The following is an 18467-nucleotide window of genomic DNA, read 5'->3' on the forward strand; positions in this document are numbered from 1 at the left end:
ACCTTTATGGGGTGTTCACCACGCGCCCCGAACTCGTCGGCACCTTCGGCATGGTCGGCTCGACCCACTGGCTGGCTTCCTCGGCGGCCATGGCCGTGCTGGAGGACGGCGGGAACGCCTTCGACGCCGCCGTCACCGCCGGATTCGTGCTCCAGGTCGTGGAACCGCACCTCAACGGCCCCGGCGGCGAGGTGCCGATCATCTTCGCGAAGGCCGGGTCCGCCCCGCGCGTGCTGAGCGGCCAAGGCGTCGCGCCCGCCGCCGCCACGATCGACCACTACACCGGCCTCGGCCTCGACCTGATCCCCGGCAGCGGCCTGCTGGCGGCGACCGTGCCGGGCGCGTGGGACGGCTGGCTCACGCTGCTGCGCGACCACGGCACCAAGACGTTGCGCGAGGTGCTCGACCGCGCGATCGGTTACGCCAGGGACGGGTTCCCGCTCCTCGACCGCGTGGTCGACACCATCGAACGCGTCTCCGACCTCTTCCGCGACCACTGGACCACCTCGGCCGCGCAGTGGCTGCCCGGCGGTGCGCTGCCCGCGCGCGGTGGCCGGTTCCGCAACCCGAAGCTCGCCGACACCTGGGAGTGGCTGCTCGCCGCAGGAGAGGCCGCGGGCGCCGACCGCGAGGCGCAGATCGAGGCCGCGCGCAGGGCGTGGTCGCAGGGCTTCGTGGCCGCCCAGGTCGACGAGTTCTGCCGGACCGCCCACCGCGACGACTCCGGCCGCGACCACGCCGGTGTGCTGACCGGTGCGGACATGGCCTCGTGGGAGGCGTCGTACGAGGACGCGCTGACCGCGGAGTTCGGCGAGTGGACGCTCGTCAAGGCCGGCGCGTGGACGCAGGGACCCGTTCTGGTGCAACAGCTCCGGCTGCTGGAGGGCTACGACCTGTCCTACGTGGACGGCAGGCCGACCGCGGAGACCGTGCACCTGGCGGTCGAGGCGGCCAAGCTGGCGTTCGCCGACCGCGAGGCCTGGTACGGCGACGTCGGCGACGTCCCGCTCGACATCCTGCTGTCCCGCTCCTACGCGGCCGAACGCCGTGCCCTGATCGGGGAAAGCGCTTCCTACGAGCTGCGGCCCGGCTCGCCCGGCGGCCGCGCACCCGTGCTGCCCCGGCACATCACCGGCGGACCCGCCACCCCCGTGTCCGACCCGACCGGTGCGATCGGCGAGCCGACGGTGGCGCGCTCCGGCGTGACGCGCGGCGACACCGTGCACGTCGACGTCGTGGACCGCTGGGGCAACATGGTCTCCGCGACCCCGTCCGGCGGCTGGCTCCAGTCCTCGCCGACGATCCCGTCGCTCGGGTTCTGCCTGGGCAGCCGCGCCCAGATGTTCTGGCTCGACCGGGGACTGCCGAACTCGCTCGCCCCCGGCAAGCGCCCGCGGATCACGCTGTCGCCGTCGATGGCGCTGCGGGACGGGGAGGCCGCACTGGCGTTCGGCACGCCCGGCGGGGACCAGCAGGACCAGTGGCAGCTCGGCTTCTGGCTCGCGCACCGCGCCGGGCTGAACCTGCAGGAGGCGATCGACTCGCCGATGTGGCACTCCAACGCGTTCCCGAGCTCGTTCTACCCGCGGGCCTGGACACCGGGGGAGCTCGTCATCGAGTCACGCGCCGGCGTGGACGTGCTGGCAGCGTTGCGTGCGCGTGGCCACCAGGTCGTGGACGCCGGCGAGTGGACCCTCGGCCGGATGTCGGCCGTGGCCAGGGACGCCGCGGACGGGCTCCTGCGCGCCGGGGCCAACCCGCGCGGCGCACAGGGGTACGCGGTCGGTCGCTAGCTCAGCCCTCCACCAGCGCGGTGCCGTTGTGCACCGCCGTCACGTTCGGACCGTTGAGGTCGTGCAGCGCCGTGACACCCGCGCGGTCGCCGAGCTCGCTGAGCTGCGTGACCGGGTCGAGCTGCGGCAGCTGCGGAACGGCCTGCGGGCTCGCGTTCGCGGTGCCGGCCAACGCGGCCAGCGCACCGGCGGCGATCCCGGCGGAGGCGACGATCTTCTTCAGGCGCACGGCGGTTCCCTCTCTTCAGGTGCTGGAGAAAGTGGAACGGCGCCCGGTTCGAGGGGGAGGGAACCGGGCGCCGCTCCGGTCAGGAAGAACTGGTCAGTTCAGCGGCGGACGATCAGATGCCGACGATCAGATGTCGACGGAGGCGTTGCCGGTCGGCACACCCGAGGGCTCGGTCAGGCCCAGCAGCGTCGCGGTCGCACTGGAGTCGACGTTCTCGACGAGCGCGTTGACGTCGGGCTGCTGGGCGTTGAGCGCCTGGACCTTGCCGTCGACGTCCTTGGTGTTGACGGAGGCGAGGTCGCCCACGGACGCGACGTCACCGAGCTGGCCACCCAGGTCGGGAGCGGTGTGGGCGTTGGCGTTCGCGGTGTCCGCGTGCGCGATGCCACCCAGGCCGAGCATGACGGTGGCGCTGCCGAGGGCCACGGCGGCCCCCGCGACGGTCTTCCTGAGGTTCATGGGCGCGAAGGTTCCGCACCCGGCCCCTCTACATCAAGCTGCGTAATCCGGGAGGGGGAAGTTCTTCACACGTTCGGTGAGCTGTTCGGCGCAGCATTCGAAGTCGCCGCAACAATTGGCGACTGGGAAATGACCGGCACGTCGTCAGGCGATGGCGCCGGGCGGCAGCTTCAGCTTGAACGGCAGCGTCGTCACGACGGCCAGATCGGACGCGGTCGCCTTCATCAACGACGGCGCGTTGCGCGCACCCGGTTCCGGCAGGTCCAGCAACCGGTCCACGGCCTCGATCAACGGGCCCTCGTAGATCCAGACGGCCTGCGCGGGCCTGGCCGAGTCGCGCACCGCGGGCAGTCGTCCCGCGCGGGCCTCGGTCTCCGACCAGAAGAGGATCGAGTCGATGAACCCTCTGCGCTGTTTGAACGCCATGATGCGGTCGAGCTGCCCGGCGTCGTCCCTCAGGTGCAGGAACTGAAACCCGTTTTCGCGCAGCTCGATGACCTTGCTCAGTGCGTGGTCCATGGCGCACCTACCCCTGTGAGGTCCCCATCAGGTGACCGTTCAGTCATACGACCCGAAAGGATCGTACGGTAAGTCAACGTTCGCCCGTAAGCCGTAGGCCGAACGAGTATCTCAATTGGTGGACGTTTGTGGCTTAGCGTAGTCATTCATCTTCTTGCGAGAGGAAACGGCCAGGACGGCCGTCACGGTTCGCGTCAAGAACGCCAAACCACCTAATGTGACTAATGTCACGCTGATCCACATGTGTCGCCTCCGAACGGTGACTTACACAGGTAGACGTCTAGCACTCGTCGGCGGTTGCAAGTGGGAGCGACTCACTGAGCCGGTCGATTCTCCCGGCTGCGCCGCTCGGACCGGTGATCTTTTCTGGCCTGTTCCCTCTGGGTTTGCTCGGCGAGCAATGCGGCCACGGTCACGGCCCCGCGGGCGTTGTCGTCCAGTCGCCGGCGGCGGGAACCCTCGTCCGGGTCGGTGGTCGGGTAGTTCGGCACGCGCGGCAGGACCTGCGTGTGGTCCTCGTCCTCCGCGGCAGCGACGGCGGGAACGGCGGGAACGGCCCGCTTGCGCACGCGCGGCAGCTCGATCGTCACCTCGGCCGCCACGATCGCGCGCGAGTCCCGGTGCTCCCGCGCCGGGGTGATCTCGGTGCTCTCCTCCGCCACGGGGGCCGCTGCCTCCGGCGCCGGCTTCGGCTCTGGTTCCGGCGCGGGCGTGGGCTTGGGCTTGGGCTTGGGCGACGGCCGGGAAAGCCTGCGCGCGAGCTTGTGGCTCGGTTTCTCGACGAACCGGTAGCTGAGCTCGACGAACGCGAACGTGGCCGCCACGGCGATCACCACCGCCGGCAGCAGCGGAACGGCCGGGCGCAGCAGGTCCAGCACGGCGAACGCGATCAGGCCGTGCAGCAGGTAGATGGAATAACTGCGTTCGGACAGCGCGATCCAGAACTTCCGCTCGCGCAGCCGCGGCTCGGCGAACAGGCCCATCAGGAAGCACATCACCGCGATGGCCAGCGCCAGGCTGTACGAGTTGTCGACGCGGCCCAGCTTCAGCAGGTCGCCGAGCACGTACAACGACCACGCCAGCGCCGTGTAGACGCCGCCGGCCCACAGCGGGATGCGCTTGGTGGTGGTCGCCCAGATGATCTGGCCGATGATCGGAATGGGCAGGTACGAGACGTTGACGGCGAAGAGCGACCACGACTTGCCGAACTGGGCCCGGCTCATCAGCACGATGAACACGAAGGTCAGCTCGATGGCGAGACCGAACCACACCCAGCGCTTGAGCACCGGGATCAGCAGGATCAGCACCAGGTAGAAGATGACCTCGACGATCAGCGTCCAGGCCACGCCCACCAGCACGACCTGCGGGAAGATCAGGTAGTTGACCAGCACGGAGTTCGTGAACAGCGTCCACGCGCTGATCGTCTGGGCCTGGCCGGTCGCGAGCAGACCGCCGCCGACGGTGATCAGCAGCGCGGTCAGGAGCACGGTGAAGATCATCGGCGGGTAGACGCGCGAGAGCCGGTTCAGGCCGAAGCGGGTCTGGCCGTGCCGCAGCGCGATCGGGGTCACGACGAACCCGCTGACCAGGAAGAAGAACGGCACGGCGACCTCGCCGATGCCCTGCAGCGACATGTGGAACGGGTCGCTGGACACGGCGTTCAGCACGTCGAAGAACCGGGATTCCTCGTCGCGCTTGCCCACCCACTGGGCCGCGATGTGGCTGTAGAAGACCAGGAGGGCGCCGACGGCCCGGCCGATGTCGATGAACGCGACCCGCGTCTTCTCGGAACGTGCCTGGTCAGCGCCGGTCTGGGTGCGTGCTGGTGACTCCAGCGGGACCGACCCCCTTCGCCCTCGTGCGGTCCCGGACCGCCGTTGCGGCGAGAAGAGTAACGGGCCGGGCACCGTCAGTGGCCAGGGGAGCCCGCCGTCCCCCGTCCAGCGGGTACAACGACGTCGGCGGCGCCGCGATGCGGTCGTCCGGCCGTGAATCAGCGCGCAGGGGCGGACGCGGACCGCTTCTTCTCCCACCGGCGGATGCGCCGGTGCACGGCCATCTCCACGTAGCGGTGCAGGACCTCGGTCACGGCGGCGGTCAGCAGCAGCGCCACGAGCAGCGCCGGGACGTTGCCGATCTGGGGTGCCAGCGCGGCGAGCGTGGGGTAGATGCAGACCGGGTGGATCAGGTAGATCGCGTACGTCCGCGCCGACCAGGCCTTCACGAACGCGGACTTGGTGACCGGACCGCCCACGTACATCATCACGAGCACCAGCAGGATGCACAGGAACGCGGTGCGCACCATGCCGCCGCCCGAGTACGCGTACCCCCCGAGCTTGTCGGCCCAGACGAACAGGCCGAAGTGGACGGTGCCGATCGCGAGGCCGGTGCCGACGTGCACCTTGCCGGACCGGACCAGGGTGATCAGCTGGCCGATGAAGATCAGCGTGATGAAGCAGGCGATGACACCGATGCGGTGCACCGCATCGGACTGCGGGCCGCTGGCGAGCGAGAGCGTCAGGCAGATCAGGGCGGCGGCGGCCGCCGGGGGCAGCCACGGTCGTCGCCGCAGCAACGGCATCGTGGCCGCCACGTACGAGTAGAACGTGATCTGCAGCAGCAACGTCCAGGTGACGCCGACCAGGATCACGGTCGGCGTGGTGAAGAAGCCCGCCAGCGTCACGCCGGTGAGCACGTCGAGGAAGCTCAGCGACGTCTGCTTGGTCTCCGCGCGGAACACGCCGAGGTTGATCAGCACCGCCGAGATGACGAGCACCACCACCAGCAGCGGGATGATCCGGCCGAAGCGGCGCAGCAGGAACTGACCGGGCCGTTCCCGGTCGGCCACGTGGGTGACCACCATGCCGCTGATCACCATGAAGATCGTGACGTCGGTGAACGACAGGTGCGGGTTGAGCTGCAGCGGGTCGGCCAGCACCGTCCGGACGAAGTCGCTGAACGAGAACTCGCGCTGGTTCACGGCGAACCAGTTCGCGGTGTGCACGTAGACGCCGACCGTGGACGCGATCACCCGCAGGAGGTCCAGGCCGTGCATGTAGCCGCCGGACGCGCGCGGGCGGGCCTGCGCGGTCGTGGGCACGTTCGTGAGCGTGTTCATGTCGACTTCCCGAAGCAGCGGTGCAGCAGCTCGGCCCCCAGGCCCCACACGGGCAACGCCACGAGGTAGTTGAACGGCAGCGGCAGCAGCCCCAGCAGCGGGTAGGCCAGCACACCGCACAGCAGCACCAGGGGGAAGGCGCGGCTGACGAGCCAGTCGACCGGCCGCGGCCGCGCGGTGTGCGGCTCGCCCTTCACCGCGAGCTGCACCAGCATGAACGCGACCACCGCGGCGACGGTGAACCACCACAGGGCGGCCGTGCGGAACAGGTGCTCGGTCACCGCCGGCACCACGAAGCAGACCAGCACCAGCGGCGCGACCTCCCAGAACCGCCCGAGCCCCGTGCGCAGCAGCAGTTGCAGCTCGCCGCAGATCGGCAGCGCCACCAGCGCGGCCAGGATCGCCAGCTGGTCGAGGTCCGCGACCCCGGCCACCACGAGGAGCACGACCACGACGGTGAGCTGCGCGGCGACCGCCACGACCGGCCTGCGCGGCAGCAGCACCGCGGACCCCGTGCAGAGCACCGCGAAGACCACGACCGCCAGCACCGCGAGGGCCGGCGGGTTCTCCCGGTAGTCGACCACCAGCGGCAACGGGTCGGCGAACAGCGAGAAGAGCACGCCGAGCACCACCGCGACCACCAGCGGCAGACCGGCCTGCCACGCCAGCCGTCCCAGGAACCTCGGCAGCCCCGTGCTCATCGCCCGCGCGAACAGCAGGTGCCCGGCGCACACCAGCAGCAGCGACAGGCCGAGGAGCCCGAAGTCCTCACCGAGGCCGAGCGGCCGGTTGACCCACTCCCGCACGACGACGAGCCACTCCGGCGAGTGGCCGTGCCGGTTCAGCCACAGCCCGCCGAGGACGCTGTAGGCGACCAGGGCGGTGCCCAGCGCGACCGGTGCGTGCAGGCCGGGCGGCCGCGCGGTCACGGCCACGACCGGCTGGGTGACGGGCTCACTCATCAGCGGCCAGCACCTCGCGCTGCGCCTCGACGAGCTCGGCCGTCTTCTCCCGCACCCACCGGGACGTCTTGCCGCGCACCTCGAGGCGCACCACGAGGTCCTCGTGCGTGTAGACGGTCCGGGTGAGCAGGCCGTCGCGGGAGCGGTGCACGTGGGTCTCGGCCGGCTTCAGGCCGTACTCCTCCTGGAGGTCCGCCAGCTCCGCCGCGAGGTCCCGGGCGGCGTCGGCGTCGCGGACCTGCACGACCGCGAGCGTGGCCTTGCCCTCGGGGTAGATCGACACCGCCATGCGGGCACCGGAGGCGTCGGCGTCGGCGTACTCGACGACCTCGTCGTCGGTCAGGAAGCCGACCTTGGTGACACCGCCGAACGTGCGGATCGGCTGGTAGTTCTCGTGCACGCCGCCCATGTCGGCCAGCGCGAGCCGGTCGGCGGGCACGCGCCCGGCCTCACCCACGGGGCGGGCGTCGCGGGCACCGGCCAGTTCGAGGTCACGACCCCAGGCGAGCCAGCTGCCACCACCGATGACCAGGAGCACCGCCACGACCACCGCCGTGCCGACCGCATGGCGCAGGCCGTTGCGGCGCACGGCTGCGCCCTGGCTGCTCCCGGTCACGTACGACCCCCATGTCCCGGCTCACACCGATGGTCGCGAGCCGGGACAGATCGTACGAGATCGGCGCAGCTCAGAGGGGGCGAAGCCAGAGAGTTATGAACTTCGTCTCGGCTTCGTCGGCCATCCTGATCAGCTCGTCGTCCGACCGCTCGCCCGCGACGGGTCCGTTGTCGTCGACCGGCGTCAGCTGGTAGCCGAGCTTGCGGTAGGTGAGGAGCACCTGCGCCGCGTCGTCGCCCAGCTCGCCGATGGCGTCCGGGCAGAACTCGCACACGACGTGCGGACGGTCGCGTTCGAGCACGTCCGTGAGCCCGGCGAGGGCCCGGTGGTCGCGGCCCTGCAGATCGACCTTCACCAGGCTGATCCGCTGCCGGGTGACCTCCGCGCGGCTGTCCAGGCGGACAGCGGGGACCGTGACACCGGTGACGCCGTCGCCGGCGTCGTGCACCCGGTGGTCACCGCTGTTGAACTCCTCCTCCTGGACGAGCACGACCTCGGTCTCGGTGTCCCACGCCGCCATGGACAGCACGGTCACCCGGTCGGCCACCGCCGGCGGGAGGACCGTCGCCACGTTGCGCCGCAGGTACTCGGCCGTCACCGGGTTCGCCTCCACCGCCACGGCGGTGATCGGCGCCGAGGACCGCTGGAGCAGCCGCAGCGTGTGGTAACCGACGTGCGCGCCGATGTCGAGGAACGCGCCGTCGCCGACCAGCTCCGCCATGAGGTCGGCCTCGCTGACCTCCCACGAGCGGTGGTAGGTCAGCCACGGCAGCACCACGTCGTCCTCGGGCACCAGCAGCGAGCCCACGTCGCAGAGCACGACCTGGGCGCCCCGCGGCACCGGCGCGTGGTCCAGCCGCGCGGCCTCGTGCACCGCGGTGAGGTCGCGCCGAACCTGCTGGAGCGTGAGCTCGTCCTGGTCGATCCGGACGTCGCGGTCGGCGAACATCTCGTGGTTGCGCCGTTCGGCGTCCGCGAGCTGCTCGCGCACCGAGCCGACCGCCCGGCTGACCTCGGTGACGTCCGTGCCGACCCTGGCGACGTCCTCGTTGACCTTGGCGAGGTCGCGCAGCACGCCGTCCACGTCGGGAGCGGGGACCTGCTCCAGCCGCTCGATCCGCTCGATCGTCTTGGCGACGCTCTTCGCCACGTCGTCGAGGCGGTGGGTCAGCGAGCGCTCCATCGAGTCCATGCGCGCGAGCATCTGCCCGGCGGTGTCCTCGACGCCGTCCACCAGCGCGCCCATCACCTTGCGCTGGTGCACGTCGTAGTGGTCGATCACGCGCAGCACGGCCCGCCGCATCGCCGGCGCACCCGGCAACCGGGACGGCGCACTGGCCTCGGGCTGCCACAGCAGCGCCTGCTTCGACTCGCGCAGCGGCTGCAACGGGTCGGCCGACGGGCTGGGAGCCGCCGTGGCGTACCGCCGGCCCCGCCAGCTCTCGTAGGCGTTGCCCAGGTGCTCGCGCATCCACTCGGCGGCGGTGTCCATCGACCTGGTGCGCAGGATGTGCTCCCGCGCGGCCAGGCCGCGGCGGCGTGCCTCCGCCGGGTCGTCGGCGATCTCCCGCATGGCCCGCGCGGCGGCGTCCAGGTCGGGATCGGCCCACACCGCGGTCTCGTGGTACGGGAAGTTGCCCTTGCCGACCTCGACCAGCTCGTACGGCACCGGCCAGCCGACGCTCGAGTCGAAGAACTCGGTGGTGCTCGAGTAGTCGGTCGAGATCACCGGCAGCGCGCGGGCCATCGCCTCGGCGACGGTCAGCCCGAAGCCCTCGCTGCGGTGCAACGAGACGTACGCGGTGCTGTTCGCGTAGAGGTCGTGCAGCTCCTGGACGCTGAGGTAGCGCTCCAGCAGCTCGATCCGCGGGTCGCCGGCGGCCAGCACGCGCAGGCGTTCCGCGCTGAGCGGGTGCAGCTTGCCGTTGATCGCCTTGATGACCAGGCGGACGTCGTCGCGGCCCTCGAACGCCTTCTGGAACGCGGTGACCGCGCCCCACGGGTTCTTGCGCTGCCCGATGCTGTTGAAGTCGAACGCGAAGAGGAACTGCACCGGACCGGTGGGAGCAGGGGCGGGCTCACCGGGGTCGCGCACCGGCACCGGGATCGTCCTGACCGGCACCGGCGAGTGCTGCGCGATGGCGTCGCGGCAGAAGTCGCTGACCGTCCACACCTCGTCGACGAGCGCGAAGGCTGCGTGCAGCCACTCGGGGAAGTCCTCGAGCTCCCACGCCCACAGCCCGATGCGGTAGCGGTGGTGCCCCACACCGGGGTGGTTGCCGAGCACGGCCTTGGTCTGGTCCGCGTTGACGGCGAGCACGCTCACCGGGAACCGCGGGTCGCCGAGCGTCTCCGGGTCGTCGACGTCCGTGCGGTTGGAGACCAGCCGGTCCTCCACCACGGACACGATCGGCACACCGGCGAGGTCGATCGCGTCGTGCACGATCCGGCCCATCTCGCCGAGCCCGAGCTCCGCGGTCAGGTAGCCGAGCAGGTTCACGCCGAACTCGTCGACGGGTTCGCGCACCGGCTTCGGCTCACCGGGCAGGCCCCACGTCGGCAGCATGCCCTCGGAGATCCCGGAGGCACGGCACCAGCTGCGGAAGTCCGCGGCGTCCGCGCCGAGCACGTCCGGGAACGCGAGCTGCAGGTCGGTGCGCGCCTCGTAGACGGACATCGTCATGCGGCTCAGGCCGGCGGCGGCCTGTCCAGGGGTGGCCGGCGAGGTCAGCCACTCGCGGAACGCCCGCCCGCCGTCCGCACCGAACGCGTGCGGCGGGATCTCCGTGTCGTGCTTGGAAACCCGCTCGTGCGGCACCTCGGCGCGAATCCACGCGCTGCGGTACATCGAGCGCATGGTCGGGGTGAGCTTCGAGCCGTCCGCCATCTTGTTGAAGCCGTACGGGATCGCGTCGAGCGTTTCGGCGTACCCGTTGGCCTGCAACGCACTTCCGTAGTCGTCGCAGATCGCCTTGAGACCGGGGTTCTCCGACAGCAGGATGCGCGGCTTGCGCTGGCAGTGGTACGTCAGCAGCCACGGGTGCTCCGGGCGGTAGCCGCTGAAGTGGAAGAACCGCAGCGGGTGCCCGTCGGCGAAGTAGGTCTCGCCCCTCTTCTCGACGTGCCGCTCGTGCAGGTTCCAGTACGCCACGTTGAAACCGGGGTCGCGCAGCACGTGGTTCGGGAACAGGGCGGGCACCTGGTCGACCCAGCGCTGGTCGGTGAAGAGCTGCCGTTCGGGCGCGACGATCGCGTCGTGCCGCAGGCGTTCCGCCCAGAAGTCGAGGAACGGCTCCGAACCCGGACCGGTCGCCACGAACCCCAGGTTGAAGATGCCGGTGCCCATGATCACCGCTTCGCTGGGTTCCTTGCCGTCACGCGGCAGGGGCGCCAGGAAGTGCGGCGTGAGCACGATGCCGTGCTCCACCGCCAGCTCGGCGAGCTCCGGCATCGGCGCGAACACCTTGATGTCCGGGTCGATGTACATGACGACGTCCGACCCGCCGCGCAGCCGGCGCAGCAGGTACGGCTTCACCGCCGTCGCGAGCTCGGTGACCGAGTACGCGGTGGCCATCCGCAGGTAGTCGAGCTCGTCGATGCCCGCGGTGGCCGGGCCGACCACCCGCACGCCGTCCTCGTCGACGGCGCTGTCCCACTCGGCGTCGATGACGAGGATGACGAACCGGTGACCGGGGTGGTGCCGGAGGTAGGAACGGGCGAGAACACGGGCGGCCGGCAGGTAGTTCTGCGCGACCACCGTGCAGGCGGTGACCTCAGGCATCAGCGGGCATCGCCTTGAGCTGGGTCTCCGCCGCGGCCTTGAAGAGCGCCAGCGCCTCGGTGAGGCTCGCCGCCGTCACGTCGATGCGCACGATGTACTTGTCGCTCGAGTAGTGGCCGCGGATGCGCGCGGGCTGACCGTCCTTGGCGTCCACCTGGGTCGCGCCGGCCTTCTCCGGCACGTCGGAGGTGATCTCCTGCATGCCGTTCGTGACCTGGATGGTCTTCAGCTCCAGCACACCGTTGTTCGCGGCCACCTTGTCGGTCGCCGTGACGATCATGATCGTGGTGTTCGCACCCTTGGCCGGCGTGGCCAGGCTGAGCTTCGACTTGGCGCCACCCGCGGTCTTGTACGCGGTGACCTCACCCGGCGTCAGGTACGGCGGCTTCAGGTTCTCGATCTGGGTGAAGTTCGTGATGTCCTTGCGTTCCTGCGGGTTGCCGGCGACCTTGCCCACCTGGATCGGGTCCGGCGGCGCGCTCTGCGTGGTGCTCGTCGGGGGCGGGGTGCTCGTCTGGCCACCCGCGCTGTTGTCACCGCCGCGACCCCACAACCAGTAGGCGCCGAAACCGAGACCGGCGAGCAGGAGCACGGCGAGGACGATGCCGATGACCTTGCCCTTGCCGCCCTTGCCACTGCTGTCGTCGAAGACCTCCGGCCCGTGTGTCCACCCCGGCGTCGGCTGGTTGATCTGGTCGAAGTCACCACCGACCCACGGCGGCGGCGCCTGCTGCCCCTGCCAGTTCGGCTGCGCCTGCCAGCTCGGCGGCGCGACCGGCGTCACGAACTGCGTGCGCTCGGCGTCGGCGTTGGGCCGCTGCTGCGTGTTCACCACCTGCGTGGCATCCGGGTTGGCACTCTGCTGCTGCTGCGGCTGCTGCGGCTGCTGTTTCGGTTGCTGAGTGCCCACGACCTGGGTCGCGTCCGCGCTGGGCGCGTTGGGCGGCACCGCCTCCCACTTGAACGGGGGAGCGAACGGCGCCTGCTGCTGCTGGTTCGGAACCGCGGAACCACCCGCCGAGCCCGCGAGGATCTCGTCCCTGCGGCGGCGGTAGTCATCAGCCGAGATCCGACCAGAGGCGAGTTCGTTGTCGAGCTTCTGCAGCTCGTCTTGCCAGGTCACCCCTGGCACCCCCTTCCGCGCGTACATGACCCGGACATTGTGCCCGTGCTCGTAGAACCGATCGTTCCGGCCTCTCAAGTCGTGACCTGGTTGTGGTGGGAGGCACCGTCACATTGACCACATGCCGGGGTTCGGTCTCCGTAAGGCGCAGGTCGGGGCGCTGTCGGCGTTCTGCTCGGCTTGTGCGGGCCGATCATCGATTTCCCGCGTTCACGCGGTGCTGCCCCGGATCGTCCGGTCGGCGCGGCGCGGTCTGCGTTCGGGGTGGCGGCACCGGTACCGGTCGGTTCTGCTGTATGCCGACGGCGCAGGAAACTCTTTGATCAGCAGCACACCGTGGACGAGCACGACGGGGAGTGGTGAGGTTGGCCGGCTGGAAGGAACTCCGCGACCGGCGGATGGCTGAGGCCGGGGCTGACGAGGCCTACGAGGCGGCCCGCATCGCGTTCGAACTGGGCCGCTCGGTCAGGGAGGTTCGGGAAGCGCGCGGGTGGAGCCAGGCGCAGCTCGCCGAGGCGGCGGGGATGACACAGCCCGCGGTGGCCCGGTTCGAAGCAGGTGGGACGGTGCCGACGATCCCGGTGCTGGACCGCCTCGCGCACGCGCTGGACCTGGAGCTGGTGGTGCGGCTCGCCCCGAGGAACGCTGCCTGAGCCGGACGACGGGAACCGGTCGGCCTGATCAGCAGAAGATGATCCCGCAAGGCCGCGTGGTCGTGGTCGTGGTGGTAGGCCGCGGCCGTGTGGTCGTCGTGGTGGGAGCCGGCGGTTTCGTCGTCGTGGTCGTCGTAGTGGTGACGACCTGCGTTGTTGTTGTCGTCGTGGTCGTAGTCGTTGTCGTGGAGGAAGAAGAAGACGGCGCGGACGACGACGGGGCTGAAGAAGGCGCAGATGACACTGTCTGTAGTTGTGACTCGGTCTGCGTCGGCATCAAAGAAGGCGTGTTGAGAAGGGAAACGCGGGCCGGATAAGCATCCTGCGGGTCCTCCGAATCGCCGGCCGCGAACGAGCCGAAAAGCGGTCCGAGCACTGACAACGCCGCTACTACGGCACCGATGAGCGCACCGGTTGCCAGCCTTCCCGGCCCGCTCATCGCCGCCAACACGGGGATTGCCTATCGGGTTCACTCGATTGGGTCAAGCAAACCGGGACTTTTCTACTCAGTCGGACTTTTGTGATCCTTCGCGTTGATCACGCCCTGTGACAGCGCGAAATGCGCGGCTAACCGGGGAACTGCTCGGCCGCGGAGACCAGCAGCTGCCAGTCGCCGTCGGGCAGCGTGCGCAGGCGGTCCAGCACCAGCGACATCCGCTCCAGCAGCACCGGGTGGTCGGTCCAGAACGAGTGGTCCACCCGCAGCAGGGCGGCCAGCAGGTCGCCGGGGTAGAGGGCTACGGACCGCAGGGGGTCGGCCTCCACGTGCTCCAGCGCCAGCACCGCCGTCACGTCGAGCCCGACCTGGTGCGTGACCAGCAGGTGCAGCGAGGTCGGTGTCAGCTCCCGCACGGGCAGGTCCCGCAACGCGCAGAGGTCCCGGTAGAGCTGGGTGGACGACGAGTCCGGTCTCAGCCAGTCGTCGCCGCTCAGGTGCGTGAGCGTTTCGTCCCGGTCCACGCACCCATCGTGCCCGCAGAACCGGCTCCTGGCGGGCGGATGGAGGCAACGGTTCGGCATTGGACGACTGCCGGCCCACTCAGGGCGTCGACATTCCGCAGCCGGGTGCTCGGCTCAACAGGGCTCCGACAAAGGCTGGAAACGGGACAAGATGCTGCAATGGAATTCGATCCGAGAATCAACGCCCAGCGCGTGACCGCCTATGCCGAGCTGCGCGCCGTTCTGGCTGATCCGGCCGCGTTCTCGTCCCGGCACGCCACAGGTCCGCAGGTAGCGGACGTCGCTGCCGCGCTGCCGCCCGAACAGCGGCGGTTGCTGGAATTGATGTACTCGATCAACACCACCGACGGCGCCGGGCACGCGCGAATTCGTGCGGCGGCGAACCACAAATTCACTCAGACGGCCGTGCGCCGAATGGCTGATCCGATTCGGCTGCGCGCCAGGGCGTTGCTCGACGGCCTGCCGGAGGAGGCGGACTTCGTGAGCGGGTTCGCGGCGCCGTTCGCGCTGGGCGTCCTCGGCGACGTGCTCGGCGTGCCGGAGGCGGACTTCCCGCTGTTCCGCGAGTTCGTGGCACCGGTGCTGGAGCTGACCAGCGGCGAGGAGGTCAGCGAACGGGTGCTCGGGTCGTACTTCGCCGCCATGAACGAGTTCTGCGCCTACTTCGGGCGCTCCGACGTGCTCAAGGGCCGTCAGCTGTCCGAGCAGGAACGGCTCTCGCTCTGCCTGGGGCTCGTGGTCGCGGGCACCGAGTCGACCACGAACATGCTGTCCAGCCTGCTGCTGCGGCTGGACCGGGACGAGCGCCGCCTCGCCGGGGTGGTGGAGGAGGTCGTGCGCCTGGACGCGCCGCTCATCGGTTTCTTCCGCACGGCCACCTGCCCGGTGTCGGTCGGCGGCACGACGGTCGCTGAGGGCGAGCACCTGTTCCTCGACTTCGCCGCGGGCAACCGCGACCCGCGCGCGTTCACCGAGACCTTCGACCCCGGCCGCCCCGCCGCACCCGCGCACCTCGGCTTCGGCCACGGCACGCACTACTGCCTGGGCGCGGGCCTCGCCCGGTTGCAGGGCCGCGTCGTGGCCGAAGAGCTGCTCGACCGCTCGTTCGAGGTGGTCGAGCAGCCCATCCGCCCGCGCAGGCACCTGATCAGCCACGGCCCCGCGGAGCTGCGGTTCAGACCAGGGCGGCGTCCAGCGTGATCTCGACGGCCGCGAGCGCCTTGGAGACCGGGCAGTTCGCCTTGGCGCCCTCGGCGGCCGTCTTGAAGTCCTCCTCGGACAGACCGGGCACGTTCGCGCGCACGGTCAGGTGGATCCCGAGGATGCCCTGGCCGGCCTGGAACTTGACCTCGGCCCTGGTGTCGATGGAGGTGGGCGGCGTACCCGCACCGGTCAGGCCGTGCGACAGCGCCATCGAGTAGCACGAGGAGTGCGCCGCCGCGATGAGCTCCTCCGGGCTGGTCTTGCCGCCGGCCTCCTCGGCCCGCGCCTTCCAGTCGATGTCGAAGCTGCCGGCGTTCGACGTGGAGAGGGCGACGTTGCCCTTGCCCTCGACGAGAGAGCCTTCCCAGTGCGCGTTTGCCGTCTGAGTGATGGCCATGATCTCCGGGTCCTTGTCGTTCGATGCGAGAGAACGATGACCACCTTTCCACGTGAGCGGCCGCCGATCATCCCGAGAACCCACGTGGCGGGACCTGGACAACGCAAAAGGCCGGTACCCACTGGGCACCGGCCTTTTACGAGAGCGGATGACGAGACTCGAACTCGCGACCCTCACCTTGGCAAGGTGATGCGCTACCAACTGCGCTACATCCGCCTGTCTTGCTGTCGTACGTGGAGAACTATACAACAGGGCTAAACCGCGTCTCGACCGGGGGGCTCCAAACCGGCCAGCAGCTGGTCCACCTCGTCCAACTGCTCCTTGGGCCAGCGCCACTCCCACAGCGCCCGCACCTTCGGCAGCACGTCGACCGGCAGCCACGCCGCCACTTCCTCGCGCTGGTCCCAGTCGTCGAACACGTGCTCGTAGAAGCTGATCAGCGCCGCGTTCTCCAGGAACTGCTCCGGCTGGTGGAAGCACCAGTGCGCGAACCCGTACGCGCGCCGCAGCACGTCGTCGTCCTGTTCGCGGTGCGCTTCCGCGGTCAGCTGGGAGAGCTCGGAGAAGAAGACGTGGCAGGACCATTCCTCGGTCATGGCGACATCGCGAAGTTCCGGCACGAGTGCCGTCGCCCGTTCCCGCCAGTCCACCACGAGGGCAACGGTAACCGGTGGGTCTTCTTCCTCCGACGGCCCGACGCCCACCTGTGACCGTCCTGTCACCGAAAGCGTTGCGCTGATCAGCCCACGTCGATCGGATGGTCTTGTGTATCGACCTGTTCTCATCCAGGGGCAGGTCTGGCCCCTTGTGGCATGTTGAGCCCTGTGATGGTCGACGAGAACGAGGTCGACCGGGACCTGCTCGCCAGGGTGCGCGACGGAGACGACTCGGCCTACGGCGAACTGTTCTCCCGGCACGCGGACGCGGTCCGCCGTTTCTCACTCAGGCACGTCCGCGAGGCGGCCGAGGCCGACGACCTCACCGCCGAGGCGTTCTTCCGCATGTTGCAGGCGATCCGCCGCGGCAGCGGGCCCACCGACCACGTGCGCACCTACCTGCTGACGGTCGCTCGCCGGGTGGCGTGGGAGTGGAGCGGCCGGCGGCGGGACGTGCCGGTCGAGGACGAGGAGCTGAACCGGCGGGCCGAGCCGGTGGCCGACAACGCCGCCAGGCGCGCCGAGCACAACCTGATCACCCGTGCCTTCTCCAGCCTGCCGGAACGCTGGCGGGTCGTGCTGTGGCGCGTCGAGGTGGAGGGCGAGCGCCCCGCCACCGTGGCACCGCACTTCGGTCTTTCGCCCAACGCCATGTCGGCGCTGGCCCGGCGCGCCCGTGAAGGGTTGCGGGCCGCCTACCTGCAGGCGCACCTGGCCGTGGACGACGGGCGGTCGTCGTGCGCGGCGATCAGGGCGAAGCTCGGCACCTACACCGCGGGCGGGGTCCAGGGCGTCGAGGAACGCCGGATCCGCGCCCACCTGGACGCCTGCTCGTCCTGCTCGCAGCTCCACGCCGAGCTGAACGAGGTCTGCGCGACGCTGCGGGCCAGCGCGGCGTTCCTGGTCGTGCCGTCCACGCTCGGGCTCGCGTTCGCGGGCAAGGTGCTGCTCGGCAAGGCGAAGCTGGCCATCGCCGCCGCGTCCGTCGCGACGATCGGCCTGGTCGGCACCGTGGCCACGGTGTTCTCCGACGGTCCCGGCGTGGCGATGCTGCAACCCGACCAGCACCCCGTCGTCCAGTCGCTGCCGTCCGGCACGACCAGCGGGAACAGCCAGGAGCTCGTCCAGGCCCCGCCCGCTCCCGAACAGCAGCAGCGGCGGGAGCAGCAGCAGCCGGGCAACGCGATCGCCCCCGCCGCGCACCGGTCCGGTCCCGAGACGGTGCGCAGGACCACGGCCACGCCGCCGCCGGTCACCGAGCAGCAGCGCGAACCGGCCACCGAACGCGCGGAGCCGGTCGCGAAGTCCTCCGACCCGGCCCCCTCCGACGTCGAGACGGCCGGGTCGACGCCGCGCGGGATCAAGTCGCTCGACACGTCGTCCTCGTCGTCGCCGGCACCCTCCAGCTCCACGCCGTGCGACCCGCCGACGCCGCCGCCCACGACGTCGACGACGATCACGCTCTACCCGAAACCGCGGACCGACTGAGGTTCACCCACAAGGCTCACCCCGCGACCGGTACGGTTTGACCAAGACCGACTGAGCGTGGGAGACGGTGTCATGACGCGGCTGGTACGCGGTGCGGACGGGCGGATGTGGACTGTGCACAGCCGCATCGAGTGGCGCAACCCGGTGCTGTCCGACGACTTCGAGCACGACGTGAGCGGCGGTGCGCTGCCCGGCATCATGATGGCCGGCCTGCTGCTCGTCATGACGGTCGTGCTGATCGCGTGGACGCCCGAGGAGGTCGTCGTGCCCTCGTGGCTGGTCCTCGCGCTGATCTTCCTGTTCCTGTTCTTCCCGGTCCGCTGGGCGCTGCGCCGCCCGCACACGCTGGTCGCGGAGAGCAAGGCGACCGCCGACGAGCTGCCGCCGGAGCGGTGGATCGGCCAGGTCCGCGGCCCGCTCGCCGTGCGCCAGGAGGCCTCGCGGGTGGCCAGGACGATCGAGATGCACTCGCTGCCCGACGTCGAAGGCCCGTTGCAACCCGTCGACTGA

At 70.2% G+C, this 18467-nt stretch carries 19 protein-coding genes and 1 tRNA gene; 6 read left to right on the plus strand and 14 right to left on the minus strand.

Features of this window, described 5'->3' with window-relative positions:
- Window positions 1-11: 11 nt before the first annotated feature.
- Window positions 12-1793, plus strand: coding sequence for a gamma-glutamyltransferase family protein (locus ACZ7CD_RS04335; RefSeq protein ID WP_470378293.1), 1782 nt, complete (start codon window positions 12-14; stop codon window positions 1791-1793).
- Between the two features lies 1 nt (window position 1794).
- Here ACZ7CD_RS04335 and ACZ7CD_RS04340 read toward each other — a convergent pair whose 3' ends face one another.
- The 9 genes from ACZ7CD_RS04340 to ACZ7CD_RS04380 form a co-directional block, all read right to left on the minus strand.
- On the minus strand, window positions 1795-2022 hold the full coding sequence (locus ACZ7CD_RS04340) for a hypothetical protein (RefSeq protein ID WP_360397045.1): 228 nt from the start codon (window positions 2020-2022) through the stop codon (window positions 1795-1797).
- Window positions 2023-2148: 126 nt separating this feature from the next.
- Entirely contained in the window at window positions 2149-2481 is a 333-nt protein-coding gene (locus ACZ7CD_RS04345) for a hypothetical protein (protein ID WP_470378294.1), read from the minus strand.
- A gap of 144 nt (window positions 2482-2625) precedes the next feature.
- A complete protein-coding gene (locus tag ACZ7CD_RS04350; RefSeq protein ID WP_053732108.1) occupies window positions 2626-3000 on the minus strand; it encodes a hypothetical protein in 375 nt (124 codons plus the stop codon).
- Between the two features lie 314 nt (window positions 3001-3314).
- Complete coding sequence (locus ACZ7CD_RS04355; RefSeq protein WP_470378295.1) at window positions 3315-4907, minus strand: acyltransferase family protein; 1593 nt, start codon at window positions 4905-4907, stop codon at window positions 3315-3317.
- Between the two features lie 86 nt (window positions 4908-4993).
- Window positions 4994-6118, minus strand: coding sequence for an acyltransferase family protein (locus ACZ7CD_RS04360; RefSeq protein ID WP_458429809.1), 1125 nt, complete (start codon window positions 6116-6118; stop codon window positions 4994-4996).
- Entirely contained in the window at window positions 6115-7080 is a 966-nt protein-coding gene (locus ACZ7CD_RS04365) for a hypothetical protein (protein WP_470378296.1), read from the minus strand. Before ACZ7CD_RS04365 ends, ACZ7CD_RS04360 begins: the two co-directional genes overlap by 4 nt.
- A complete protein-coding gene (locus ACZ7CD_RS04370; RefSeq protein WP_360397040.1) occupies window positions 7073-7696 on the minus strand; it encodes a hypothetical protein in 624 nt (207 codons plus the stop codon). Before ACZ7CD_RS04370 ends, ACZ7CD_RS04365 begins: the two co-directional genes overlap by 8 nt.
- Window positions 7697-7766: 70 nt before the next feature.
- The gene (locus ACZ7CD_RS04375) at window positions 7767-11477 is read right to left on the minus strand and encodes an FkbM family methyltransferase (RefSeq protein WP_470372890.1); all 3711 of its coding nucleotides are present in this window, start codon (window positions 11475-11477) and stop codon (window positions 7767-7769) included.
- Entirely contained in the window at window positions 11470-12600 is a 1131-nt protein-coding gene (locus tag ACZ7CD_RS04380; RefSeq protein ID WP_470378297.1) for an SHOCT domain-containing protein, read from the minus strand. Before ACZ7CD_RS04380 ends, ACZ7CD_RS04375 begins: the two co-directional genes overlap by 8 nt.
- 365 nt (window positions 12601-12965) lie before the next feature.
- On the opposite strand from ACZ7CD_RS04380, the gene ACZ7CD_RS04385 reads away from it, so the two are divergent.
- Together ACZ7CD_RS04385 and ACZ7CD_RS04390 are read left to right on the plus strand one after the other, a co-directional pair.
- Entirely contained in the window at window positions 12966-13253 is a 288-nt protein-coding gene (locus ACZ7CD_RS04385; protein WP_470372888.1) for a helix-turn-helix domain-containing protein, read from the plus strand.
- 56 nt (window positions 13254-13309) lie between these two features.
- A complete protein-coding gene (locus tag ACZ7CD_RS04390; protein WP_360397036.1) occupies window positions 13310-13570 on the plus strand; it encodes a hypothetical protein in 261 nt (86 codons plus the stop codon).
- A 250-nt stretch (window positions 13571-13820) separates the two neighbouring features.
- Here the strand turns inward: ACZ7CD_RS04390 and ACZ7CD_RS04395 are convergent, their stop codons facing one another.
- Together ACZ7CD_RS04395 and ACZ7CD_RS04400 are read right to left on the minus strand one after the other, a co-directional pair.
- A complete protein-coding gene (locus ACZ7CD_RS04395) occupies window positions 13821-14213 on the minus strand; it encodes a contact-dependent growth inhibition system immunity protein (protein WP_360397035.1) in 393 nt (130 codons plus the stop codon).
- 114 nt (window positions 14214-14327) lie between these two features.
- A complete protein-coding gene (locus tag ACZ7CD_RS04400; protein ID WP_458429802.1) occupies window positions 14328-14573 on the minus strand; it encodes a hypothetical protein in 246 nt (81 codons plus the stop codon).
- Window positions 14574-14627: 54 nt separating this feature from the next.
- Here ACZ7CD_RS04400 and ACZ7CD_RS04405 point away from each other — a divergent pair, with 54 nt between their 5' ends.
- Entirely contained in the window at window positions 14628-15413 is a 786-nt protein-coding gene (locus ACZ7CD_RS04405; protein WP_470378298.1) for a cytochrome P450, read from the plus strand.
- Here the strand turns inward: ACZ7CD_RS04405 and ACZ7CD_RS04410 are convergent.
- From ACZ7CD_RS04410 to ACZ7CD_RS04420, 3 genes are all read right to left on the minus strand, one after another.
- A complete protein-coding gene (locus ACZ7CD_RS04410) occupies window positions 15388-15813 on the minus strand; it encodes an OsmC family peroxiredoxin (RefSeq protein WP_360397032.1) in 426 nt (141 codons plus the stop codon). The genes ACZ7CD_RS04405 and ACZ7CD_RS04410 overlap by 26 nt on opposite strands.
- A 143-nt stretch (window positions 15814-15956) precedes the next feature.
- A tRNA-Gly gene (locus tag ACZ7CD_RS04415) sits at window positions 15957-16029 on the minus strand.
- A gap of 38 nt (window positions 16030-16067) precedes the next feature.
- The gene (locus ACZ7CD_RS04420) at window positions 16068-16466 is read right to left on the minus strand and encodes a DUF7674 family protein (protein WP_360397031.1); all 399 of its coding nucleotides are present in this window, start codon (window positions 16464-16466) and stop codon (window positions 16068-16070) included.
- A 159-nt stretch (window positions 16467-16625) separates the two neighbouring features.
- On the opposite strand from ACZ7CD_RS04420, the gene ACZ7CD_RS04425 reads away from it, so the two are divergent.
- Window positions 16626-17957 carry a sigma-70 family RNA polymerase sigma factor gene (locus ACZ7CD_RS04425; protein ID WP_360397030.1) on the plus strand — a complete coding sequence of 444 codons (1332 nt, stop codon included), beginning with the start codon at window positions 16626-16628 and terminating at the stop codon, window positions 17955-17957.
- A gap of 72 nt (window positions 17958-18029) precedes the next feature.
- A complete protein-coding gene (locus ACZ7CD_RS04430; RefSeq protein ID WP_360397029.1) occupies window positions 18030-18467 on the plus strand; it encodes a DUF983 domain-containing protein in 438 nt (145 codons plus the stop codon).

The organism is Lentzea sp. NPDC036949, from assembly GCF_055608075.1.